The organism is Veillonella montpellierensis DSM 17217 (genome assembly GCF_000426745.1).
In the GTDB taxonomy this organism is placed as follows: domain Bacteria; phylum Bacillota; class Negativicutes; order Veillonellales; family Veillonellaceae; genus Veillonella; species Veillonella montpellierensis.
This window is the reverse complement of the sequence record NZ_AUFY01000003.1, coordinates 121,374-146,319: the sequence shown is the minus strand read 5'-3', so window position 1 is coordinate 146,319 and position 24,946 is coordinate 121,374. Positions and strand designations below refer to the sequence as shown.

The 24,946-nt window shown below is 35.3% G+C and carries 17 protein-coding genes; 15 read left to right on the top strand and 2 right to left on the bottom strand.

All coding sequences use genetic code 11. The features are described from left to right. Positions 1–6 precede the first annotated feature (6 nt). From K357_RS0102290 to K357_RS0102260, 7 genes are all read left to right on the top strand, one after another. Positions 7–348, top strand: a complete 342-nt coding sequence (locus K357_RS0102290; protein WP_028257277.1) for a hypothetical protein — start codon at positions 7–9, stop codon at positions 346–348. 265 nt (positions 349–613) lie between these two features. Further along, on the top strand, positions 614–1,312 hold the full coding sequence (locus tag K357_RS08570; protein ID WP_081658380.1) for a shikimate kinase: 699 nt from the start codon (positions 614–616) through the stop codon (positions 1,310–1,312). Positions 1,313–1,605: 293 nt separating this feature from the next. Further along, positions 1,606–2,070, top strand: a complete 465-nt coding sequence (locus K357_RS0102280) for a PaaI family thioesterase (RefSeq protein ID WP_028257276.1) — start codon at positions 1,606–1,608, stop codon at positions 2,068–2,070. Positions 2,071–2,492: 422 nt separating this feature from the next. After that, entirely contained in the window at positions 2,493–3,515 is a 1,023-nt protein-coding gene (gene pheS, locus K357_RS0102275) for a phenylalanine--tRNA ligase subunit alpha (RefSeq protein ID WP_028257275.1), read from the top strand. 12 nt (positions 3,516–3,527) lie between these two features. Then, positions 3,528–5,972, top strand: a complete 2,445-nt coding sequence (gene pheT / locus K357_RS0102270) for a phenylalanine--tRNA ligase subunit beta (RefSeq protein ID WP_028257274.1) — start codon at positions 3,528–3,530, stop codon at positions 5,970–5,972. A gap of 52 nt (positions 5,973–6,024) precedes the next feature. After that, complete coding sequence (locus K357_RS0102265; RefSeq protein ID WP_028257273.1) at positions 6,025–8,475, top strand: U32 family peptidase; 2,451 nt, start codon at positions 6,025–6,027, stop codon at positions 8,473–8,475. Between the two features lie 18 nt (positions 8,476–8,493). Continuing rightward, entirely contained in the window at positions 8,494–10,872 is a 2,379-nt protein-coding gene (locus K357_RS0102260) for an endonuclease MutS2 (RefSeq protein ID WP_028257272.1), read from the top strand. Between the two features lie 284 nt (positions 10,873–11,156). Here the strand turns inward: K357_RS0102260 and K357_RS0102255 are convergent, their stop codons facing one another. Continuing rightward, positions 11,157–13,235, bottom strand: coding sequence for a transglycosylase domain-containing protein (locus K357_RS0102255; protein ID WP_028257271.1), 2,079 nt, complete (start codon positions 13,233–13,235; stop codon positions 11,157–11,159). A gap of 354 nt (positions 13,236–13,589) precedes the next feature. Between K357_RS0102255 and tyrS the strand changes: the two genes are divergently transcribed. The 4 genes from tyrS to K357_RS0102235 all read left to right on the top strand — a co-directional run bounded on the left by tyrS (position 13,590) and on the right by K357_RS0102235 (position 19,274). Then, positions 13,590–14,801 carry a tyrosine--tRNA ligase gene (gene tyrS / locus K357_RS0102250; RefSeq protein WP_028257270.1) on the top strand — a complete coding sequence of 404 codons (1,212 nt, stop codon included), beginning with the start codon at positions 13,590–13,592 and terminating at the stop codon, positions 14,799–14,801. 484 nt (positions 14,802–15,285) lie between these two features. Then, positions 15,286–17,667 (top strand): phosphoenolpyruvate synthase, encoded by a 2,382-nt coding sequence (ppsA, locus tag K357_RS0102245; protein WP_028257269.1) that lies wholly within the window; start codon positions 15,286–15,288, stop codon positions 17,665–17,667. 96 nt (positions 17,668–17,763) lie between these two features. Further along, positions 17,764–18,396, top strand: a complete 633-nt coding sequence (gene ccpN, locus K357_RS0102240) for a transcriptional regulator CcpN (RefSeq protein WP_028257268.1) — start codon at positions 17,764–17,766, stop codon at positions 18,394–18,396. A 53-nt stretch (positions 18,397–18,449) separates the two neighbouring features. Beyond that, complete coding sequence (locus tag K357_RS0102235; RefSeq protein ID WP_028257267.1) at positions 18,450–19,274, top strand: pyruvate, water dikinase regulatory protein; 825 nt, start codon at positions 18,450–18,452, stop codon at positions 19,272–19,274. 373 nt (positions 19,275–19,647) lie between these two features. Here K357_RS0102235 and rpmB read toward each other — a convergent pair whose 3' ends face one another. Then, entirely contained in the window at positions 19,648–19,836 is a 189-nt protein-coding gene (gene rpmB, locus K357_RS0102230) for a 50S ribosomal protein L28 (RefSeq protein WP_028257266.1), read from the bottom strand. A gap of 158 nt (positions 19,837–19,994) precedes the next feature. Here rpmB and recG point away from each other — a divergent pair, with 158 nt between their 5' ends. The 4 genes from recG (at position 19,995) to K357_RS0102210 (ending at position 24,935) form a co-directional block, all read left to right on the top strand. Further along, a complete protein-coding gene (gene recG / locus K357_RS0102225) occupies positions 19,995–22,037 on the top strand; it encodes an ATP-dependent DNA helicase RecG (RefSeq protein WP_028257265.1) in 2,043 nt (680 codons plus the stop codon). A gap of 411 nt (positions 22,038–22,448) precedes the next feature. After that, positions 22,449–22,634 (top strand): 4-oxalocrotonate tautomerase, encoded by a 186-nt coding sequence (locus K357_RS0102220; protein WP_028257264.1) that lies wholly within the window; start codon positions 22,449–22,451, stop codon positions 22,632–22,634. A gap of 102 nt (positions 22,635–22,736) precedes the next feature. Then, positions 22,737–24,191: an IMP dehydrogenase gene (gene guaB, locus K357_RS0102215; protein ID WP_028257263.1), complete on the top strand. Its 1,455-nt coding sequence runs from the start codon at positions 22,737–22,739 to the stop codon at positions 24,189–24,191. Between the two features lie 66 nt (positions 24,192–24,257). Beyond that, positions 24,258–24,935 carry a WecB/TagA/CpsF family glycosyltransferase gene (locus K357_RS0102210; RefSeq protein ID WP_081658379.1) on the top strand — a complete coding sequence of 226 codons (678 nt, stop codon included), beginning with the start codon at positions 24,258–24,260 and terminating at the stop codon, positions 24,933–24,935. Positions 24,936–24,946 lie beyond the last annotated feature (11 nt).

Genomic DNA, 24,946 nt, shown 5'->3' with positions numbered 1-24,946 from the left:
AATAAGATGATAGAATCCTATGAAAATATTACACAAGCTATGGCTATAAAAGAACTGGTACTTAATAGCAAAGATGCAAAGTTCATTGTTAATGCATTACGTCAAAAAGAAGATTATGAAGGTATATGTGGACGTGTTAGAGATATTATTGATACTAATCATGTACAAGTTGTGCGGATAGAGGATCATAAGGAATATATGGATGTCGAGATTATCGGTACATTGCGTGAGTATTTAGAACTGGTAGATGTACTTGAAAAAGAATTGATGACTGTCAGAGTGAAACCACAACAATTTACGTATAATCAAGGATATTTACATATTACATTTCATGTGGTCGTCGTATAATATAATCTAGTCAGTACAATTAGGATAATTTTATATGTATAGAGTTAGTCTCACATATGTACATAGTCACTGATAAAGTGTATAGAAGAGGTAGCTAGTGCCACTGTAAGAAAGATGAATTTTAGATAAGCTGGATATAGATACTATAAAAAGGTATGCACTATGAATAGCAATGAATGATGTATACCTTTTTGTAGTATATTTTATTGATAAAGTATAGTACAATAAGAAAATAAGATTATTAGAATATGATAAGGGAATGGATATGAAAGATGTGGTAAAAAGAAATATTGTACTTATCGGTTCTATGGGTAGTGGCAAAAGTCATTTTGGTAGAAATTTATCGGAAAAATTACATTGGCAATTTGTAGATACTGATAGAGTACTAGAAGCACGGTACGGGTTTCCTATTGCCGATATTTATCGAAAGTTGGGGGAAAAAGGTTTTCGTAAAGCAGAATCGGATATTTTAAAGCAAGTGTCTATCTATCATGAGGCCGTCATTTCTGTAGGTGGTAATTTTCCTATTGAAATGAAAACATTACGATTTTTAAAAAAATATTCTTATATTATTGGTATTAGAGCTGCGCAATATCGTATTGTGAGTCGAGTAAATCGCCGTATTGGTAAACGACCTACTATGAATTATGATGATGTATCAGGTTATGTTACGGCAATGCTTCATTGGTGGAAACCGGTATATAAAAAATGTGATTTTGTATTAGATACAACTAATGGGCACACAAAAGAACTTATAAGTGTAATTGAGGGCCAATTTCAAAAAAATAATATTTACTTTAAAAAAAGACATAATAATTCTAAGAAACTAGCAAGTAATATAATACAATCTGTTAATCGAGATAAGAGTCAAACGAGAGAAAAAAGACAAACTTGCCATAGCTATAAAGTAGCTCATTATCAACAAAAGACACGAGAAAAACACTTAAGAGGTAAAGAAAATTAGATAGTATTCATTTATAAGATACCAGAAGTTGTAGTGTAACTAACATGAAAGCACGTATGCTAGGTTAGCATTAGCTTTTCCCTATACTTGCCATCAGTCAAGATAATTAAGTGGGTATTTTTGATAATGTGCCACCAGTAATTTGTATTACAAATGAGTATTTTTATCTTTTGAACTCTAGTATTAATATAAGAATGTAACTTTTTCACTTGTTTTGTATAAGCATTGTAGCTATTATGTGCATCTGATAATGTATTACGGCATACATAAAGAATGGATAAAGGAGATAGTCTATGATTACCAATTTAGTGGATTACTTTGAAGATATTAGAAAGCGTAATACATTTGAGTGGACAAATGATGCATGGATTCATCAAGTATTACCAGGGCATTGTGAAATGTTTTTTCAAACACATATAGAAAGACATGCTAATTTACGAGGCGATTTACACGGTGGTGTATGTATTAGTTTTGCTGATAGTTTTATGGGGACAAGTTGTTTTACTTTAGGTAAAGCAGTTAGCACCTTAGAGATTAGTGGAAATTATTTAAAGTCAGTTAAGAGTGGTTCATTGCTCCGCGGAGTGGCTAATGTAGAACATAATGGAAAAACAACTATGGTTACTACTGGGCGTGTATATAATGAAGAAGGGGAATTAGTATTCATGTCTAAGGGTACATTTTTTGTGCTCGATGTAATTACATTACCTGATTTACCATGGCAAGTTATAGCAGAAGATAATCCAGATGAAGTATAAAGTATAGTATCTGGTTTTGACTTATAACCAGCACTCAATACGTCATTCAAAATAGTATAAATATAATGTCTGATTTTGACTTTTCTTGTGAAATTCAGTATAATTGATGTACTGTGAACTGATTGAATGATACTGTAATCAGTGTTTAATAGCATAATGAATTTGGCTATGATAAAATGAGCCTCTATAGTAAAAAAGATTTCAGAGAGCAAAATAGTGCTGAGAGTTTTGCATCTTTTTATAGAGTGCATTTCCTTTTGGAGCTATCAATTGAAAATATATAGTTATCACTATAGAATGATATATAAGTAGGTTGGTCGTTTTATTCTCGTTACGAATATTGAGTACTAATTAGGGTGGTACCGCGAGTTTAGACTTCGCCCCTTGCATGGGGTGAAGTCTATTTTTATAGGAGGATTCTAATGGAAGAGCAATTAAAAAGTATTAAAGAGTCTGCATTATCTGCGATTCATGGAGCAAGTAATAATCAAGAACTGCAAGATATACGTGTTAAGTTTCTGGGGAAAAAAGGAGAATTAACAGCACTATTAAAAGGACTAGGAAAATTATCTAAAGAAGAACGTCCTGCAGCAGGTGCTAAGGTGAATGAAGCTCGTGTAGTTTTAGAAGAAGCTATTAGTGCGTTGCAAGACAAATTTGATGCAGCGGAATTAAAAGAAAAATTAACGCGGGAACAAATTGATATTACACTACCAGGGCGTGCACCTCAAAAGGGTCATATGCATCCATTGACGATCGTTAATGAAATGATTGAAGAATTCTTTATGAAGATGGGATATACTGTAGAAGAAGGACCAGAAATAGAACAGGATTATTATAATTTTGAGTGTTTAAATTTACCAAAAGATCATCCAGCGAGAGATATGCAAGATTCGTTCTATATTACGGATAACTTTTTATTACGTACACATACATCACCTGTACAAGCACGGACTATGCAAGCTCATACATCGAATGCACCTATTCGTATGATTGCGCCAGGAAAAGTATATAGATGGGATTATGATGCTACTCATTCACCAGTATTTCATCAAGTTGAAGGATTGCTTATTGATAAAGATATTAAATTTTCTGACTTAAAAGGCACATTAGAGCTATTTTTGAAATATATGTTTGGAGAAAAGACTAAAATTCGGTTTCGCACAAGCTTTTTCCCATTCACTGAGCCAAGTGCTGAAGTAGATATATCTTGTGTTATGTGTGGTGGTGAAGGTTGTCGTGTATGCTCTCATACAGGATGGCTAGAAATTTTAGGATGCGGTATGGTGCATCCTAATGTATTGCGATTAAATGGCTATGATCCAGAAAAAGTTCAGGGGTTTGCCTTTGGAATGGGCGTAGAACGTATTGCTATGTTGTTATATGGTATTAATGATTTACGATTGTTTTTCGAGGATGATACACGTTTCTTAAAACAGTTCTAGGAGGTAGACACGATGAATGCAAGTTTAACTTGGATGAAAGAATATGTGCCAGTTAATTTAAAATGCCCTGCACAAGAATTGGCTGATACATTGACACAGGCAGGTATTCCTGTAGAAAATGTTATATCTGTCAATAAAGGAATTGAAAAGGTTTATACAGGACAAATTGTTGAAATTACAAAACATCCTGATGCAGATAAGTTGCAAATCTGTCAAATAAAATGTATAGATGAAAATGGAAATATTGAAATTAAGCAAATTGTTACGGGTGCTAAGAATGTAGAAGTAGGACAAATTGTACCAGTGGCATATCATAAGTCGCATCTTCCTAATGGTGTGGTTATAAAAAAAGGAAAATTACGTGGTATTGAGTCAAATGGTATGTTGTGCTCCACAAATGAATTGGGAATCTCTCCTGATTTAGTGTTACCAGAAGAATCCAATGGTATTTATATTTTGCCGCCAGATACTCCTATTGGGAAAGATATTAAAGATGTGATGATGTTAAATGACATCGTATATGAATTTGAATTAACTGCCAATCGTGCAGACTGTTTTTCTATGGTAGGTTTGAGTAGAGAAATTGCTGTCATGACAGGTGAAAAGGCAATCTTTCCTACGATTTCTGTCGTGGAAAATGGTGATCCTATTGATGGAAAAGTATCAGTTTCTATTGAAAATAAAGAATTATGTACTCGATTTATCAGTCGCTTAGTTACAGATATAAAAGTTGGACCATCTCCATTATGGATGCAAAATCGTTTGCGTAATAGTGGTATTCGCCCTATTAATAATGTAGTAGATGTTACTAACTATGTTATGCTCGAATTAGGACAACCTATGCATGCTTACGATTATGATTTTGTAAAAGGACATCACTTAATTGTTCGTAATGCACAAAAGGGAGAAGTTATTCAAACATTGGATGGAACAGACCGTAAACTTACAGAATCTATGTTAGTTATTTCTGATGAAGAACGTCCTATAGGTGTGGCTGGTGTCATGGGAGGATTTGATTCAGAAGTAACCAGCAATAGTAAGTCTATTATTTTTGAAGCCGCGGTATTTAATGGTCCTTCGATTCGACGTACATCACGTTCCTTAGGTATGCATTCAGAAGCATCTGGACGGTTTGAACGAGGGGTTAATTCTTCTTATACAGAATTAGCTATTGATCGGGCATGCCAATTATTACAAGAAATTTGTTCATCTTGTAAAGTTGCTAGCGGTCGAATTGATGTAAATCTAAGTCCTGTTGAAACTCGCGTAGTAAACTTTACAGCTGAGGCGATTAATAATTATTTAGGTACAGATATTTCTGAATCTACTATGATTGATATTTTACAATCTTTATGCTTTACAGTTACTAAACAGGATAGTACTATTATAGCTACGATTCCATCCTGGCGTGCTGATGTGGCTATTATGCCAGATATCGCCGAAGAAATAGCACGTATTTTTAATTATGACAATATTAAACCGACTACTCCTTGGGCTGCATTGTCGAGTGGGTCTATGAGTCCTAAAAAAGAATTGACTAAGAAAGTAAATCATTATTTATCCTCTGTGGGAATGAGCCAAGTAATGACCTTCAGTTTTATGCATAAAGATAGTTTACATCATTTATTATTGCAAGAAGATGATCCTCGTTATACAGCCATACCTATTTTAAATCCTATTTCTGAAGAATTTCCATATATGCGTACAACACTAGTACCAGCTATGCTTGAATGTGCTACTCGCAATATGGCTCAACAAAATAAAAATCTATGGCTATTTGAAACCGGTAATGTTTATGAGCCTAAAGAATTACCTTTGAAAGAACTACCTCATGAACGACCTATGGCTTGTGGATTGATGATGGGGAAAGTAACGGAGCCACAATGGTGTGTTACACAACGGATGACAGATTTTTATGATATAAAAGGCGTTGTAGATGGATTATTAGCTGATATGGGTATCACTAACTATATCGTAAAACGTAGCTCACAAGCATATTTGCATCCTGGCGTTAGTGCCTCATACTATGTTAATGATGTAGAAATCGCTAGATTTGGTGAATTACACCCACAGGTAGCTAAGAATTTTGATATGGAAAGTAAGGCATATATATTTGAAATTGATTTAGAAGGCATTTTACAGATAGATATACCTACATTACGATATGAACCGTTTAGTAAATTCCCAGGTATTAGTCGTGATTTAGCGATTGTCGCGCCTATTACTAGTAGTAGTGAAGATATTTTGAAAATAATTCGTGAAAATGGTGGGGCTTATTTAGAAAAGGCGTATATTTTCGATGTATACGAAGGCGAGCACATTGAAGAAGGATTTCGTAGCTTAGCATATACACTACAATTTCGCTCTATGGAAGACACATTAAATGATAGTGATGTTGAAAGTACTATTGATACAATTATTGCGAAGTTGGCAGAAATTAACTGCAAATTACGTTAATGATAAAGGGGAGGGTTTGCATTTGTAAACCCTCTTTCTTTGTGGAGGAACTATGGAATTATTAGCCCCAGCGGGTACGATGGAAAATTTTATAGCTGCTCTTGAGGCTGGTGCAGATGCAATTTATTTAGGTGGAAAGCAGTTTAACGCCCGGTCTCATGCAGATAATTTTAATTCAGGAGATTTATCAGAAGCAGTTCGATTAGCACATCTATTGGGTGTACAGGTTCATGTGACAGTCAATATTTTAATTGGCGATAAAGAAATGGAAGGATTGTCTACTTATTTACAAGAACTTGAAAGGATTGGCGTTGATGCGATTATAGTGCAAGACATGGCGGTAGCAAAGTTGGCAAAACAAGTGGCACCGTCACTTCAATTGCATTGCAGCACACAATTGACAGCAACCAACTTGGCAACTGTTAAATTTTATGAAGCTATGGGATTTAGTCGTGTTGTTTTATCTCGTGAGTTAAGTTTAGAAGATATTCGCATTATTTGTGAAGGTGCTAAGGCAGAAATTGAAGTATTTATTCATGGAGCACTGTGCGTGTGTTATTCTGGACAATGTTTGATGAGTAGTTTTATAGGTGGACGTAGTGGTAATCGTGGTTCTTGTGCACAACCATGCCGATTACCCTATGAACTAGTCAATGAATCTGGTCAATGCGTAACGCCAAAACATACACCATACCTACTTAGTCCTAAAGATTTAAATTATAGTGAACATATAGAAGAATTAATTCAAATGGGAGTCGCCTCGTTTAAGATCGAAGGGCGTATGAAACAGGCTGAATATGTTCATAAAGTAGTAGGGGCGTATCGACATATCATAGATGCAACAGGATGTGTGACTAATGAGGATAAATATGCACTACAGTCTGCATTTAATCGTGGCTTTTCAACAGCCTATTTAGATGGATGTGTAGGTAAAGATATGATTACCGCAGTAGCACCGAATCATCGAGGAAAATTAATAGGCCATAGTACGGTACATAAGGGGAGGCTTAACCTTCATTTAGATGAACCTATTGAAAAGGGTACTGTGTTAAAAATTATTAATGAGTCTGGTCATATAGGGCATTACAAATTAACGGATGCGTGGCAAAAAATTGATGAGTTGCGGTATACAATTGTACCTGATGACAAACCTATAGCTGGTAAGATATATACAGTATCCCTACCAAAATCACGAAAAAAAAGAGGACTTAGTGAGTTTTCTAGAAAATATCCTATATATGGGTATTTACAAATCACAGATGATAATCGTACATCCTTAACGTATGTATTAGAAGATGGTGTATCTGTTGAAGTAGTTCACGAATTTTCTCCAGCGATAGCTACACATAGACCGACATCATTAGAACAAGTACAATCGTATTTAGGACGTTTGGGCAATACTGTATTTCAATTAGCCTCTATTTCTATTCCTAAAGGCGATTATATGTGGCCTGCTAGTGTGCTAAATGAGTTAAGAAGACAGGCAGTTGCAAAACTTGAGGAAAGTTTGTTGCTACGGTATGAGGAGAAAAGACTAGGTCATAAGGAAAGAAGAAACGTTTATGATTATGAGAATAATATGTATCCACTATGGAAAACTGTAGAAAAACCAATTTTATGGCATAAAAAAAGGCCTATTATTAGTGTGCGATGTGATGAAATTGAACAGGTTAAAGCTGCTATTGCGGGAGGGGCTAAAAAAATACTATTTGGTGGAGAAAGATTATATCGTAGACCTTATGAAGATAGTATATATCAATATATAGTTGAGTATTGTCATGACCATGATGCCATCATTGTAATGGGCACACCAAGGGTTGTTAAAGAAAATGAAATACCGATGATATGTCATATGTTAGCTAATATTATTGCTAGTCAACCAGATGCGATTAGCTTTCATTCTCCGGGTATATTAATGTTATTACAGAGTTTGAAATATACGGGCTCTATTGAAGCGGATACAGGATTAAATATTTTTAATAGAGAAGCCGCTTCATTTTATGAAGCGATTGGTGTTACAGCCATAACGCCGTCCTTAGAAATGACATTACAACAAATTACAAGTCTAGTAGATTATGTTCAAATACCTATTGAAACGATTGTTCATGGGCGTATAGAAATGATGATTTCTGAATATTGTGTCATTGGTAGTTTTTTAGGGGCAAGTAGTAAGAAAACATGCATGCAACCTTGTTTACATGGGAGGTATTATTTAAAAGATAGAAAAGGTGAATTATTTCCTGTATATACAGATCCATATTGTCGTATGCATATCATGAACGGACATGTATTAGATATGCGTGCGTATATACCAGAATTAATAAAACGAGGCATTTCTATTTTACGAATTGAAGGACGACAAGAAACAGGGGATAATTTATTATCCATTGTGCAATCATATGTGGATATTGTAGAAGGACGAAAACTTCCTCCTAAGAAAGATCTGTTAGATACGAAAAGTACAAGAGGACATTATTTTAGAGGAATTTTTGAAGGTAATTAAAGGCGGTGACAACCTATTGTGTTTAGTGAAGATATATTAGATTTTTCTCACATTAAACAAGCATTACAAGCACATTGTAGTTCTACCTTAGCTAAAGAGTATGCATTACATATAAAGGCAATGCAAAATAAAGATAAAATTCAAGAAGCATTAAATGAAACGGTAGAGGCTATTCAATCATTACAAAGTGAAATCGAGCAACCCTTAGGCGGCACTAGGGACATTCGTGAAGCTTGTAAAAAAAGTAAAAAAGATATTGTATTAAGTAAAGAGATGTTCCGAGATATCTTTGTTAGTATTCTTGCGTATAAACGGGTACATAGATTTTTTAAAGCTAACTATATAAAATATCCGTTGTTAGCACTGTGGATTCAAGATATGCCTAACTTTGATAGATTAGAAGGAAAATTAAGAAGGACTTTTGATGATAAAGGAGAATTACTTGATACAGCCTCTCCTAAATTATCACAAGTGCGTGCTAGTATTAAACATACTAAAGAACGTATAAAGCATGAGCTGCAAAATATATTACAGAATAAAGAGAATCAAAAATACTTTCAAGAGCTATTGGTAACACAGAGAAATAACCGCTATGTTGTTCCTGTTAAATCAGAATATCGTCATATGGTAGAAGGTTTAGTCCATGACCGATCAGCAACGGGATCTACCTTATATATTGAACCAATGCGGCTGGTGGAATTAAATAATGATTTACAAGAAGCTCTACTAAATGAAGAACAAGAAATATTGCGTATTTATACGGAATTATCTGGCTATGTAAAATCTGATAGCCATTCTTTATTGGATACATGTGAAAGAATTGGCCATATCGAATTTGTTTATGGGAAAGCTTCGTTAGCTATATCGATGAAAGCTACGCCTGCTATTTTAAGTGATCAAAATGAAATAAAATTATTGCGAGCAAGACATCCGTTGATTGAACCGCAACAAGTAGTACCCATTGATATTATTTTGGGTAAAACGTATCATATATTATTAATTACTGGCTCGAACACAGGCGGTAAAACGGTAGCCCTAAAAACATTAGGACTCTTAAGCTTAATGAACCAATGTGGATTATGTATTCCTGCAGAGACTGGCTCTATACTTCCTGTTTTTCAAAATATATATGCCGATATTGGAGACGAACAGAGTATCGTGGCGAGTCTGAGTACTTTTTCAGCACATATGCGACATATCAAAAAAATTCTGAGTCACATTACTTGTAGAGATTTAGTATTACTTGATGAAGTTGGATCGGGAACTGACCCAGAAGAGGGGAGTTCTTTAGCACTAGCTATCATTGAGTATCTTCGTATGCGTAATGTACTTACCATGGTGAGTACACATTATAATGAATTGAAACATTATGCTTATGAAACATCAGGTGTAGAGAATGGACATGTAGAATTTGATGAACGTACACTACGCCCTACATATCGGCTGCATATTGGAGTAGCAGGGAGTAGTCATGCTTTGAGTATTGCTGCTCGGCTAGGACTTCCTCAGGAAATTATTGCAAATGCTAAAGAAACTAAAAATAGTTTTGCTACCAGTAATATGGATGCTATATTATCTCAATTAAATGAAGAGTTACGGAAAACAAAAGAAAAAGAGAGAGCTTTAAAAAAAGAACTAGAGGAAACACGGCGACTACGCTCACAGGTGGAACGAGAAAAACAGTCCATACATGAAAAGAAAAAAATAATTTTAACTAAGGCGCAAAAAGAAGCAGAATCTTTGAAACGATCTATTCGTATAGAAAGTGAACGAATTATTAAAGAACTGAAAAGTCAATTTTCTGAAACAGATAAACAAAAACGCCAAGATGTTATCACCGCAGCTCGTAAGAGTGTTTCAAAAGTCCAAGTGCCCCTAGAAAATAGTGATGATGAAAGACAGTTGTTACCTATTGATCAAGTTATAGTAGGTCATATGGTGTATGTAAAATCGTTAAATGCATTGGGAACGATTCTATCTATACAGGGGAAAAGAGCTACAGTAGATGTGAATGGCTTAACAGCAACAGTAAAAGTAATGGATTTATATGCTATGACAGATGAAGAATCTAAGAAACTAGCAAGAAATCAGAATGTAGGCACGATAAAACAGGGAAGAAAGAGAAGTAATGCCGCTATATTACGTCAACAACAAGCTAAAACGGAAATCAATTTATTAGGGTGCACCGTTGATGAAGGCGTAGTAAAAGTGGGGCAATTTATTGATCAAGCTTTATTAGCTGGTATTGGGTCAGTTCGTATCATTCATGGTAAAGGAACTGGTGCTTTGCGAGAAGGCATTCATAATTATTTACGCACATTACCTCAAGTTTCTCACTTTGAAATTGCTGGATATGATGAAGGTGGAGCGGGAGCTACTAATGTGGTCTTAAAATAGTTTTATGCCATAAAATAACAATGATGCATAGTCTGTATAAGTGGTGCAATCATAGAATGATTAGTAAAAGAAGAATAAGAAAAGCTCGTATGACAATTGTCATACGAGCTTTTCTTATATATCTCTAGCGTAGTGATAGCCTATGCAGTGGAGTAACAATCATCACTCACTATAGGGAAGATCATCGAATTTATTCTACAAAATCACTTAACGTATATATGATGACGTTCAAGTCGCATTATACAATCAAGGAAGGTGAATTTTTGTTTAGAAAAATATGATGATTATTCTTTCGAAGGTGTTGATTCTTTAGGCTTTGCTGTATCTGATTGCATAGGCGTATTGGAAGACTTTTCATTAGTATCGTTAGCAGTTTCTGCATCATCTTTTTTATCTTTGTCTGTTTTTGACTTCTTTTTAGCGTCTTTTGCAGGCGGTGTATACAGCCCTTCGTTGACAATAGAACGGGCTCCCGATGGAACTATAAAATCAGAAGCAGGTATATTTTCTAAGGCAACAGTCATGAATTCTTTCCAAATTTGAGCAGGTACAGTACCACCAGTAGTCCCATTCAAGGTTTCTACACCATAGTCGTCACCCATCCACACGGCCGTTACCATATCTGGTGTGTATCCAACAAACCATGCATCTTTAGAGTCATCCGTTGTCCCTGTTTTACCAGCCATAGGACGACCAATATAAGCACCGCCACCAGTACCACCTTTAATAACAGATTCTAGCATATTAGTAATAATGGCTGCATCTTTTTCCTCTACTACGCGTTTTTCATCAACTGTATACTCTTCTAAGACTTGGCCATTTCGATCAATGATTTTAGTAATAGCAATAGGTTTAACTTTTACACCACCATTTGCTAACGTACCATACGCTGTAGCCATATCAATAGGGGATACACCATGTGTTAATCCACCAAGTGCTGATGCTAAGTTATTATCACTTTTTTTATCTAATGTGCTAATTCCCATTTCTTCAGCTAATTTTAACACTTTACTCATGCCTACTTCATCAGCTAGTTTTACAGCGGGCACATTAATAGAGTGTTGTAAGGCGTAGCGCAATGTTACTTTTCCTGAAAAGGTTTTTTCATAGTTTTGAGGTTTCCAACCATTAAAGTCAACAGGTGAATCTTCTATGAATGATCCCGGTGTTTTTCCTTGTTGAATGGCTGCTAAATATACAAATGGTTTAAAGGCAGAACCAGGCTGGCGTTCTGCTTGTGTTGCACGATTAAATGAGTCATTGCCACGACCACCTACCATAGCTACGATATAACCATTATGAGGATTGATAGCAATTAAAGCACCTTGTGGTTGGGATAAGCCATTTTTATCTGTGTAGAAGGTAGGAAGCTCATTCATAGCATCTACCGCTGCATTTTGTGCATCCATATCGATTGTTGTATATACTTTTAAGCCTTCTTTATAAATGGCATCATCACCATATTTTTGTGCTATTTGAGCAATTACGTAATCAATAAAATACGATGCATTTGACTTAGCATGAGCAGGTTCTGTCTTTTCTCGTAATTCTAAATCAGCTTCTTTTGCTTCTTCTGCAGAAGCACTATCAAGATAATCGTATTTTACTAATTGTCCTAATACAGTAGCTTGACGTTTTTTACAAGCTTCTAAATCATTAAATGGAGAATAGGCATTTGGACTTTGTGGCAGTCCTGCAAGGACTGCGCATTGTGCTAATGATAAATCTTGTACGTCTTTCCCAAAATAGACATGAGAGGCAGCTTGTACACCATATGCACCTTGACCAAAATAGATTTGATTCATATACATTTCTAAGATTTCTGATTTTGTATAGTGTTGCTCTAAGCGTAGAGCTAGTAATGCTTCTTGCAATTTGCGTTTTAATGTTCTGTCTTGGGTTAAGAATGCGTTACGTGCCAACTGTTGAGTAATTGTACTACCACCTTCAGCAACACCACTATGGGCAATATTAACCCACACTGCTCGAAGTATGCCAATAGGATCTATGCCATGATGACTATAAAAACGAGCATCTTCGGTAGCAACAAAAGCATTTTGTAGATTTTTTGGTACATTCGCTAATTTAACGGGTAATCGATTTTCTGTAGAATGTATAGTAGTAATTAAATTGCCATGTACATCATAGATTTGTGAAGAAGCGGCTGGTTGTACAGAAGCTACATCAGGCAAGCTTTGCATGGTGGCACTAATAAAACCACAACCAGCACCGGCAATAATTAATATAAATAAGATAGAGAATATCCATATAAATCGCTTAATAGGGGACTTCTTTTTCTTAGAAATTGGTAATTTTTTTGTTACACGTCGTCGAGATTGGGGCGACGAGTTTCTTATAGCCATACGACACCTCTTTGTGTACAAATCAGTAATATATAATAGAAATTAGTTATATTATAGCACATTTTTAAAATTCATTTCTGATGAATGATAAACTGACATACATAGGGTTATTTTATTTAATAGATTCTTTTTCGTATGTAGCATGATGTATTCATTTCAGCCAGTCAATATGCTATTGGATAAGATCAGAATCATAGGTATTAGTCATGATTTTACGTTTCTATCTAGGTATAAGAAATTATATTCTATATAGTGGATAGATAAAAAATCAGAAACGATTTTTTAAATATGATATAATACGATATGTTATAATAATATAAAACATTACTAGGAGTAGCATATAGGAGGATATTGATGATTAGTGCAGAGGAACAATTACGAATTATTAAGCATGGAGTGTCTGAATTAATTCCAGAAGATGGATTTAAGAAAAAATTAGAAACTGCCGTACGAGAAAACAAGCCATTAATTATTAAATTGGGGCTAGATCCAACTGCACCAGATATCCACTTAGGTCATACAGTGGTACTTCGTAAATTAAAAGTCTTTCAAGATTTAGGACATCAAATTGTTATTTTGATTGGTGACTTTACAGCTCGCATTGGTGATCCTACTGGTAAAAGCGTAACTCGTCCACCGTTGAGTGCTGAGGATGTGGAGCGTAATGCGGCTACCTATAAAGAACAAATCTTTCGTATCTTAGATCCCAATAAAACTATTGTACGTTATAATAGTGAGTGGCTTAGCACTCTTAGTTTCGAAGATGTATTGAAATTAGCCGGTAAATATACTGTAGCACGTATGTTGGAACGGGAGGATTTTCATAAACGATATACAGAGGGGCGACCTATTGGCGTTCATGAATTTATGTATCCACTCATGCAAGGCTATGATTCAGTGTCTTTACAGGCGGATGTAGAGTTTGGTGGTACTGATCAAACTTTTAATCTATTAATGGGACGTCATTTACAAGAAGAATATGGACAAGAGCCTCAAACGATTATTACTATGCCTATTTTAGAAGGCCTTGATGGCGTTCAAAAAATGAGTAAATCATTAGGTAACTACATAGGTATTTCTGAAGCACCTAATGACATGTATGGCAAAGCTATGTCAATTCCAGATGAATTGATGGAACGATACATTACATTTGTATCGGCCTATTCGATTGATGAGCAAGATGCATTTATCCAGGATATTAAAACAGGCGCTATCCATCCACGTGATGCAAAAATGAAGTTAGCTCATCATATTGTATCTTTATATCATGGAAGTGAAGCAGCTGATGGGGCACAAGAACAATTTGTTACAGTATTCCAAAAACGGGCATTACCATCGGATATACCAGAGCATAGTATGGCAATAACGACAGAACCTACTTTTATACCACAATTTTTAACAGACGTAGGATTGACTGCAAGTAATGGAGAAGCTCGTCGTTCTATTAAGGCGGGTGCTTTTAAAATTAATGGTGAAAAATGTAATCTTGAAAATGTCCAATTAGAAGACGGTATGATTTTGCAAGTAGGTAAGAGAAAATTTATAAAAATTGTATTTGAAAACTAATCTTAAGTAATAACTTTATAGTATATGGATATGAATAATAGTATATAGATTTTTAATAATATACAGATTTTTGAAAATAATCTCCTCATTTTGGTGTGAGGAGATTATTTTTTATGTACTATAGGTATGATTCATTATTTAATTATATTGAAAGTGGGAGAAGTAAAAAAATATTATAGAGTGCCATGAAGTTGTTTTGCAATTTATTACTGTGATTTGAAACTTTTTAGAGTAGTCAATTTTTTAAGAGGCCTCTATTGTGGTGATAATAGAACGATAGGGTAAGAATCCGTCGTGCTATAATGCAACGAGCAGATTAGTGCATTAGTACCATGTGGTAGAAATAAACATGGCCTGTAGTATATATGGATCGAAATATATAGTGTTGACACGAAAATAAATGTGCTATACTATATAAATATAAAATTAGAATTATGATATTCTATTACGAGTTATATCTAGCATTAATCAGGGAGGTTCTATTATGAATCGTGAGACAGCGTATGTACTTTGGTTTGATGAATTGAAACGTGAAGATGTAGCATTAGTTGGCGGTAAATCATCTTCATTAGGTGAATTGACATCATCTACAGGTGTGCCAGTTCCATATGGGTTTGCTACCACTGCATATGGATATCGTCAGTTTATGAAAGAAACTGGAGTAGAAGCTAAGATTCGTGAAGCTCTTGATGGACTAGATGATGTAGAAAATTCTGCACTTTTACGTGAAGTGTGTGCTCATATTCGCAAGATGATTTGTGAAGCAGAAATGCCAGAAGACTTGGCAAAAGCAATTCGTGATGCCTATCAACAGTTGGCAAAGCAAGTGGGTGAAGATGATCCATTTGTTGCTGTACGATCTAGTGCTACTGCAGAAGATTTGCCAGATGCTAGTTTTGCAGGGCAACAAGATACATATTTAAATGTACATGGGGCAGATGTAGTCATTCAAAAAGTTAAAGAATGTTATGCCTCTACATTTACTGATCGTGCTACGTATTATCGAGTTAAACAAGGATTTGACCATATGACCGTTGCTTTGAGTGCAGCTATACAAATGATGGTATTTTCTAAAGCGGCAGGCGTTATGTTTACCGTTGATTTAGTGACAGGTAATGATAAACAAATTACGATTGAAGGATCTTATGGACTTGGAGAATATGTAGTTGGTGGTACTGTTACACCAGATAACTTTACTGTCGATAAAGATAAAATGGAAATTACCAATCGTATTATTAATGATAAAAATATACGTCTTGTTCGTAAACCAGATGGTGATTGCATTGAGGAAACTGTACCAGAGAAAGAAGCTCGTGTACAGGTTATTTCTGATGAACAGATTTTACAATTAGCAGATTATGCAAAACAAATTGAAAAGCATTATGGTTGCTATATGGATATGGAATGGGGGATTGATGAACGGGATGGAAAGTTATGGATACTACAAGCACGACCAGAAACCGTATGGTCCCGTAAATCTGACAAAAAAACAGAGGAAAAGAAAGTAGAAACGCAAGAAAGTACTACTAATCGTACTATTTTAGTTAAAGGACTACCTGCTAGTCCAGGCCTTGCAGCGGGCAAAGCACATGTTATTATCAATCCAGATGACATTGCGGACTTTAAAGAAGGAGAGGTTTTAGTTACTACGATGACTGCTCCAGATTGGGTACCAGCTATGAAGAAAGCGAAAGCAATTGTTACTGATGCAGGCGGTATGACATGTCATGCATCCATCGTAGGCCGTGAACTGGGGATACCTTGTATCGTAGGTACTAAGAGTCGTAGCCAAGAAGGCACAAAATCTATAAAAAATGGACAAATGATAACTGTTGATTCCACTAATGGGATTGTTTATGAAGGTGTCTTAGAAGATGTTACTAAAAAACAAGAAGTAGCAACCGCTAGCACTGCTGAATATATTCCTGTAACGGGTACTAAAATTTATATGAATTTAGGCGATCCAGATTTAGCTGATACGTATAGCCAATTACCTTGTGACGGTATTGGTTTAATGCGTGAAGAATTTATTTGGACTACATTTATCCATGAACATCCACTACATTTAATTGAGACAGGGCGAAGTGAGTTTGCTGTCAATACATTGGCTGAAGGCATGAGAAAGGTAGCACAAGCATTAGCTCCACGACAAGTTGTTGTTCGTTTAAGTGATTTTAAATCTAGTGAATATAGAGATTTAAAAGGTGGCGATGTATTTGAACCGCATGAATCAAGCGCATTACTAGGATGGAGAGGTGCTTCTCGCTATTATGATCCTAAATATACGCCAGCTTTTAAATTAGAATTACAAGCTATTAAAAAGGTTCGTGAAGAATTTGGATTAAAGAATCTTCAAGTTATGATTCCATTTTGTCGTACGGTTAAAGAAGCAGAAGAGGTTACGACGTTAATGGCGCAAGAGGGACTAGTTCGTAGTGCTGATTTTAAAATTTGGTTAATGGCTGAAATTCCAGCAAATATCATTTTAGCTGACCAATTCAATAAATATGTTGACGGATATTCTATTGGATCTAATGATTTAACTATGCTTGTTCTTGGATGTGATCGGGACAATGAAATCGTTCAGCATGTATATGATGAAAGAAATTTGGCAGTTAAACGCGCTATTCGTCATTTAATTGAAGTGGCACACAAAGATGGAAAAACTGTTTCTATTTGTGGACAGGCACCAAGTGTATATCCAGAATTCTGTGAATTTTTAGTTAAGAGTGGTATTGATTCGATTTCTGTTAATCCTGATGCAGTAAAAAATACTAAAAAAATGGTAGCTCAATTGGAACAGAGATTAATGATGGACTCTTTAACTGGTCGTGGTCGTGTAGAAACTGAAGATTATACATGGTAACTACATATATAGTATAAAATAGTGCGTATTGTAGGTGTTTGCAATACGCATTATTTCTGTATATAGAATATAGATTTTATAGTGAGGAGGTGTCATATGGAGTTATCAAAGCGCCAAGAAAAAATATTAGATATTGTTCGTGATGAAGGGCCTATTACGGGAAATGCTATTGCTAAAAAGTTAGACGTAACTAGATCAGCATTACGTTCTGATTTATCTGTTCTTACTATGATTGGTATGCTAGATGCTAGACCAAAAGTAGGCTATTATTTTGTAGGAAAATCTCAAAATAACTTATTGGTAGATGCATTAAGTAAATATAAGGTGAGAGATGTACTTTCTCAAGCGGTAGTGGTTTCACAAGATATGAGTTTATATGATACTATTGTTACTATTTTTACAGAAGATGTAGGTACATTACTAGTTTGTGAAGATGGGTATTTAATTGGCATTGTATCGAGAAAAGATTTATTACGTGCTTCTATAGGACAGAATAATCAAACAACGGTTCCCGTTTCTATGATTATGACACCAGTTAGTAAAATTATAGTGGTATCGCCAACTGATACAGTAGTGGAAGCAGCACAAAAATTGATAGACTATGAAGTAGATTGCTTACCAGTGGTAGAAAAAGAAATGGAAGGCAATAAAAAGAAGTATAGAGTGATTGGTCGCATATCTAAAACTAATATTACTAAATTGTATTTGGAATGTAGTGTGCCCTATTAATGCTATATAATGTGCATATGATAGATACAAGACGATTCAAGTGGAGGTGCTTTATGGCAGGAAAAATAATTTATGCTATTTCAGATTCAATTGGCGAAACGGCTGAAGCTGTAGCAAGAGCTACGGCAAGTCAATATGATAAAGAACAGTTAGATATTATACGAGTACCGTATATTAGTGGAGAAGAACAAATTGATGCGGTCTTACAAGAGGCACAAGGTAATGAATGTGTAATTTGCCATACGATTGTATCGGTTAGTTTACGAAATTATTTACATGATAAAGCTGAAAAACTAGGGCTAGAAACTGTAGACATTATGGGCCCTGTCTTGAGAGCAGTAGGAACGATTGCAGAAACAAAGCCACGCTTAACGGCGGGGATGGTTCATAAACTGGATCAAGAGTATTTTAAGAAGGTAGAAGCTATTGAATTTGCTGTTAAATATGATGATGGTAAAAACCCAAGTGGCTTTGAAAAGGCGGATATTGTAATTATTGGGGTATCAAGAACTAGTAAGACCCCATTGTCTATGTATTTAGCATATAAAAAATATAAAGCTGCAAATTTGCCATTGGTGCCAGAAGTGCCGTTGCCCGATGAGTTGTTTAGAATTCCACCCAAAAAGATTGTGGGGCTTATTATTGATCCATTTAAATTGAACAATATTCGTAGTGAGCGGTTAAAGGCTATTGGCTTAGAAGGAGAGGCTAATTATGCTTCAGTGGAAAGAATTGAGGAAGAATTAGCTTATGCTAAGGCGGTTATGCGTCGTGTCCATTGTCCTGTTTTGGATGTATCTAATAAATCTATTGAAGAAACAGCTGCTATGGTGATGCAAATTATTGATAGAAATAAAACTAATGAATCTAGAGATTAATGAAAAGGATGACTTGCTATAGTAATGGGGAGAGGTATCATTTTATGAGTGCTAAAAAATAGATTACTAGAAAGACAAACTTTATTTAAGACAGTAAATCTAATGGCGTTTCAGCTTTTTAAATCACATTTTCTCCACCTTTTAAAGTTCACTAAAAAGATAAAATGCCGATGGACCTAGACATTTTTAGTTCCATCGGACTTCAAAACAACACGTTTTGTCCTATAACTCTAAAACCTGGATAGATTTAGGTGTTTTCTAATTATATTGGTTAAAAAATAATATGTTTTGTCTCATCAGTGGCATTTTATGAAATAAAAAAAGCTTCTCCTAAGAGAAGCTTTTTTTAGAGTACATGTACTTGTTACTAATTTTACGCGCGTGTAATTTTATTAGAACGAAGACAACGAGTACATACGTTTACTTTTTTAGTTTCGCCGTCTACAATTGCTCGTACTCTTTGGATGTTTGGTTTCCAAGTTTTGCGTGTACGGATATGAGAGTGACTTACGTTCATACCGCTAGATGTGGATTTGCCACATACTTCACAAAGGTTAGCCATTAGTTACACCTCCAAGCATAATTTACAACATAACAAAATTATTCTATCATAAAGGCTATCATAAAGCAAGAACTTTTATATTTTGTTCAATATCTATATTTTTGTTATACTAACTATATTCATATCGTATAGTATATCATATTTTTTAGGAGAATCCTATGAATGAGTTATTACAGTCCATAAAAGGTGTTGGGCCTAAAAGGGAAAAACAATTACATCAATTAGGTATTCATTCTGTTACACAACTATTGAATTATTTTCCTAGAGCCTATGAAGATAGAAGTAAAATATATTCGATAAATCAACTAGTTAGTGGCGATTTAGCGACTATAGTAGGTAAGGTAATAGCAGTTCAAGAAAAGAAACCACGTCCGCGATTATCTATTTTAGAAATAATTGTGTCTGATGGGACTGGTACTGTTAGATTTGTTTTATTTAATCAAGGCTATAAGAAAAATTTTTATAAAAAAGGCGATCTCCTATGCGGTTACGGCAAGGTAGAAAAGGGATATGGTTGTTGGCAAATTAATTCGCCACATATAGAACAATTACGCAAAGGTGTTACACCTGAACTCGGCATAATCCCCATATATCCACTAGTGGAAGGTGTTAGCCAATTCATTATTAGACATACTATACATGAATGGTTCTCTAGTCACAGCCAGCTTACTGAAATTATCCCTATGAGTATACGCAATAGCAGAAAATTTCTTCCGAGATATGAAGCATTGAAAGAAATACATTTTCCCTCATCAGTAGAAGCATATGAACTAGCTAGAAAACAATTAGCCTATGAAGAATTATTTATTATGCAATCTGGATTAGCCTTATTACGATATAAACAACAAGTGCATGAGGGATTGTCAATGGCTAATGATGGTATTTTAATGGAGCAGTTTAGAAATAATTTACCATTTCGTTTAACGAATGACCAACTACGTGTTATACAGGATATCTCTTCTGATATGCAAAGTGATAAGCCAATGCAACGGTTGGTACAAGGCGATGTGGGATCTGGAAAAACCGTTGTGGCCGTATTAGCTTTATTAAAGGCTGTAGAAAATGGTTATCAAGGATGCTTAATGGCACCTACAGAAATTTTAGCACAACAACATTTTGATAGTATTTCTAGTATGTGTAAAAAGTTACCAGTTAGAATTGCCCTATTAACGGGGGCTCTAAAAGGTAAAGAACGAGAATACTTGTATGAACAAGTTTCAGAAGGAACGATTGATATTCTTATTGGTACCCATGCAGTTATACAGGAAACAGTAAAGTTTAAGTCATTGGGCATAGGTATTGTGGATGAACAGCATCGATTTGGGGTGGAACAACGAGCACTACTGCAAAGAAAAGGGCGATATCCACATGTTTTAATTATGAGTGCTACTCCGATTCCTAGGACGATGACTTTATCGATATATGGTGATTTAGATGTGAGCTTAATTAAAGAAATGCCTCCAGGCCGTAAACCAGTATTGACATATAAAGTTAATTCATCGTATAAAAAGCGATTATTAGCATTTTTTCGTAAAGAAATGTCATTAGGTCATCAAATTTATATAGTTTGTCCTTTAGTGGAGGAGTCGGAAAAACTTGATTTACAGGCAGCTGAAAATCTATATTTAGAACTTATCGAATATTTTGGCGATTCCATAGCTGTAGGCTTAGTACATGGACGTATGCCTGCTAGTGAAAAAGAAACTATTATGAGCCAATTTAAGAGCGGTGCTATTCAATTATTAGTATCCACTACTGTTATTGAGGTGGGTGTTAATGTGCCTAATGCAACAGTTATTTGTATTGAAGGGGCAGAACGATTTGGGTTGGCACAATTGCATCAATTAAGAGGGCGTGTAGGACGTGGTATTACTCAATCCTATTGTATATTAGTGAGCGATTCTACTAGTGAAACGGCACAAGAACGATTACAGTTAATGACACATATCCAAGATGGATTTGAATTAGCTGAGCAAGACTTACTATTGCGTGGGTCTGGTCAATTATTTGGATTAGCACAATCTGGACTACCAGATTTGCGGATTGCTCATATCATTAAGGATATAGATATCTTAATAGAAGCACGACATGATGTAGATGATTATATAAAATCTGTTGGTATAGAATCGTTACGCACTTATGTAGACGATGAATTGAAAGAACGATTTGGTAGTAAATTTTTACGCATTCTCTATAGTTGATAGGAATAGTATTTTTTGTTATATACAGCATAATTTCATATCTATTTACCTATGCTTCGTGATAAGTTGTCAATAATAATTGAATTTACGATGCATTCTTTCATACTCAATGCTCAAATTAATGATGATGTAGATATAATCTATGTGGCCATAGTAGTCATAGAATCTAATCTACTTTGTTTTGTTTGAATAAGAAGTGACAATCTTAAGAGAAGATATGCTGCCATTTAATTTTCTAAATGGTGTACGATTCTAAAATGAAAGAGGGTAACTTTTACTAGAGTGTTCTCATATATAGGTATTATAGTGTTGTCATATAGAGGCATTATAGTGTTGTCATATAGAGGCATTATGACGTATAATTAAGTAATAGAAATTCACTATTTCGGTTTTATGATGGAGGTAATGATTATGCCAATGATTCATGTAGAGCTTGTTGAAGGTCGTACAAAAGAACAGAAAAAAGAATTAGCTAGTGCAATTACAAAAGCTACAGTTGATATTATCGGTGTGCCTATGGAAGCGGTAAAAGTCATGTTTGTTGATTTAAAGGCAGATGAATTTATGGAAGGTGGCGTTCTTCGTTCCGAACGATAAAACGACATACTAGAACAGATTGTATTATATTAGCAATACATATAGTAGGTTTGTGATGGTTAATATACTTTAGTACGCTACTGCTTAGAAAGGATATATACCATGAGAGATGATAAATTCGGTTTACGAGGACTTACTTTTGATGATGTGTTATTAGTACCAGCTGCATCTGATGTATTACCTCATGAGGTAGAATTAGGAACACAATTGACAGAAACTATTCATTTGAATATTCCTATGATTAGTTCTGGCATGGATACGGTTACAGAGTCAAAGATGGCTATTGCCATGGCTAGACAAGGTGGATTAGGCGTTATTCATAAAAATATGACCATTGAAGAACAAGCTGGTGAAGTAGATAAAGTAAAACGATCTGAGCATGGTATTATTGTTGATCCTATTTATTTAAGTCCTCAAAATTTGCTTTCAGAAGCAGAAAATCTGATGAGCAAATATGCTATTTCTGGCATTCCTATTACAGAACATGGCAAATTAGTAGGCATTATTACCAATCGTGATATGAGATTTGAAAGTGATCTATCCAAGACGATTGGCGATTGCATGACTAGAGAACATTTAGTAACAGCACCTGTGGGAACATCATTAGAAACGGCTAAAGATTTATTAAGACAGCATCGAATTGAAAAACTACCTCTTGTTGATAGTCAAGGTATGTTGAAGGACTTAATTACAATTAAAGATATTGAAAAGGCTATTAAATATCCTAACTCAGCAAAAGATAGTGATGGTCGATTATTAGTTGGTGCAGCGGTGGGTGTTAGTAAAGATTTATATGATCGCATGGATGCATTGGTGGCTGCTAATGTGGATGTGATTATTGTAGATACAGCACATGGACATTCAGCAGGTGTGTTACGTACATTGAAGGATATAAAGGCGGCGTATCCACATATGCCTGTTATTGCAGGTAATGTGGCAACAGCATCAGGTACGGAAGCTTTAATTGAAGCAGGAGCAGATGCTGTTAAGGTCGGTATTGGACCTGGTTCTATTTGCACGACACGGATTATTGCGGGAATTGGTGTACCACAAATTACTGCTGTATATGAAGCAGCTAAAATTGGTAGACGTTATGGGGTACCAATTATTGCTGATGGGGGCATTAAATATTCTGGTGATATTGCTAAAGCGATTGCTGCGGGTGCTAATTGCGTTATGATGGGGAATATTCTAGCTGGTACTGAAGAAAGTCCAGGAGAAACTGTTATCTATCAGGGACGTAGTTATAAAGTATATCGTGGCATGGGTAGTTTAGGAGCTATGAAGTTAGGCAGTAAAGATCGTTATTTTCAATCAGAAGCCAAGAAATTGGTACCAGAAGGTATTGAAGGACGTGTTCCTTATAAAGGCACACTAGCAGATACTATATTCCAAATGGTTGGTGGATTGCGTGCTAGCATGGGATATTGTGGATGCCATACAATAGAAGAAATGATTGAAAATACACAATTTATTCAAATTACAGCAGCAGGGCTTAAAGAAAGTCATCCACATGATGTTAATATTACAGTGGAAGCGCCTAATTATAGTTGCTAATATATGAGGTGTGAGAATTTGCGTAATCAATTAAAGGTATTATCTATACCTATTGATGCAGTTACCATGGATGAATCTGTAGAACGGATTTATGGATTCATGAAGCAGCCGGGGCTACATATTGTAGCCACGGCAAATGCTGAAATGGTAATGTTAGCTAGAGAAGATGAAGAATTAAAGAATATATTAAATCAGGCGAGTTTAGTGGTGCCAGATGGTGCAGGTGTATTATGGGCAGCTGAACAAAAAGGAGAACATTTTCCGGAACGTGTAACGGGGATTGATTTGACTCGTCGGTTATTTAAAATGGCAGCCACTAAAAATACACCTATTTATTGCCTAGGCGCTGCTGATGGTGTTGCTCAACAAGCAGTAGATAATTTACAGCGGGAAGTGGGACCACTCAATATAGTGGGCATACATTCCGGCTTTTTTAATGCTGATGAAGAAAAAACTATTATCAAGACGATTCAAGATGGGGGAGCTAAATTGATTTTTGTTGCTTTAGGTGTGCCAAAGCAAGAGAAATGGATTGCTCAACGGTTATCACAGCTTGATGGCGTAGTAGCTATGGGAGTTGGAGGTTCTTTTGATGTATTGGCAGGCAATATACCTAGAGCACCTCAATGGATGCAACGTCACCGATTAGAGTGGTTATATCGATTGTATCTAGAACCAAAACGAATTACTCGCATGGTTGCGTTACCTAAGTTTATGTTTGCTGTAAAAACTAATAAAAACTAGGAGGGAGATAC

Excerpts from the sequence above, each read along its gene's own strand:
- tyrS (WP_028257270.1), top strand. The coding sequence starts at position 13,590 with ATGATTAGTGCAGAGGAACAATTACGAATTATTAAGCATGGAGTGTCT.
- pheT (WP_028257274.1), top strand. The coding sequence starts at position 3,528 with ATGAATGCAAGTTTAACTTGGATGAAAGAATATGTGCCAGTTAATTTA.
- ppsA (WP_028257269.1), top strand. The coding sequence starts at position 15,286 with ATGAATCGTGAGACAGCGTATGTACTTTGGTTTGATGAATTGAAACGT.
- ccpN (WP_028257268.1), top strand. The coding sequence starts at position 17,764 with ATGGAGTTATCAAAGCGCCAAGAAAAAATATTAGATATTGTTCGTGAT.
- K357_RS0102220 (WP_028257264.1), top strand. The coding sequence starts at position 22,449 with ATGCCAATGATTCATGTAGAGCTTGTTGAAGGTCGTACAAAAGAACAG.
- guaB (WP_028257263.1), top strand. The coding sequence starts at position 22,737 with ATGAGAGATGATAAATTCGGTTTACGAGGACTTACTTTTGATGATGTG.
- K357_RS0102280 (WP_028257276.1), top strand. The coding sequence starts at position 1,606 with ATGATTACCAATTTAGTGGATTACTTTGAAGATATTAGAAAGCGTAAT.
- K357_RS08570 (WP_081658380.1), top strand. The coding sequence starts at position 614 with ATGAAAGATGTGGTAAAAAGAAATATTGTACTTATCGGTTCTATGGGT.
- recG (WP_028257265.1), top strand. The coding sequence starts at position 19,995 with ATGAATGAGTTATTACAGTCCATAAAAGGTGTTGGGCCTAAAAGGGAA.
- K357_RS0102235 (WP_028257267.1), top strand. The coding sequence starts at position 18,450 with ATGGCAGGAAAAATAATTTATGCTATTTCAGATTCAATTGGCGAAACG.
- K357_RS0102290 (WP_028257277.1), top strand. The coding sequence starts at position 7 with ATGATAGAATCCTATGAAAATATTACACAAGCTATGGCTATAAAAGAA.
- pheS (WP_028257275.1), top strand. The coding sequence starts at position 2,493 with ATGGAAGAGCAATTAAAAAGTATTAAAGAGTCTGCATTATCTGCGATT.
- K357_RS0102265 (WP_028257273.1), top strand. The coding sequence starts at position 6,025 with ATGGAATTATTAGCCCCAGCGGGTACGATGGAAAATTTTATAGCTGCT.
- K357_RS0102210 (WP_081658379.1), top strand. The coding sequence starts at position 24,258 with ATGGATGAATCTGTAGAACGGATTTATGGATTCATGAAGCAGCCGGGG.
- rpmB (WP_028257266.1), bottom strand. The coding sequence starts at position 19,836 with ATGGCTAACCTTTGTGAAGTATGTGGCAAATCCACATCTAGCGGTATG.
- K357_RS0102255 (WP_028257271.1), bottom strand. The coding sequence starts at position 13,235 with ATGGCTATAAGAAACTCGTCGCCCCAATCTCGACGACGTGTAACAAAA.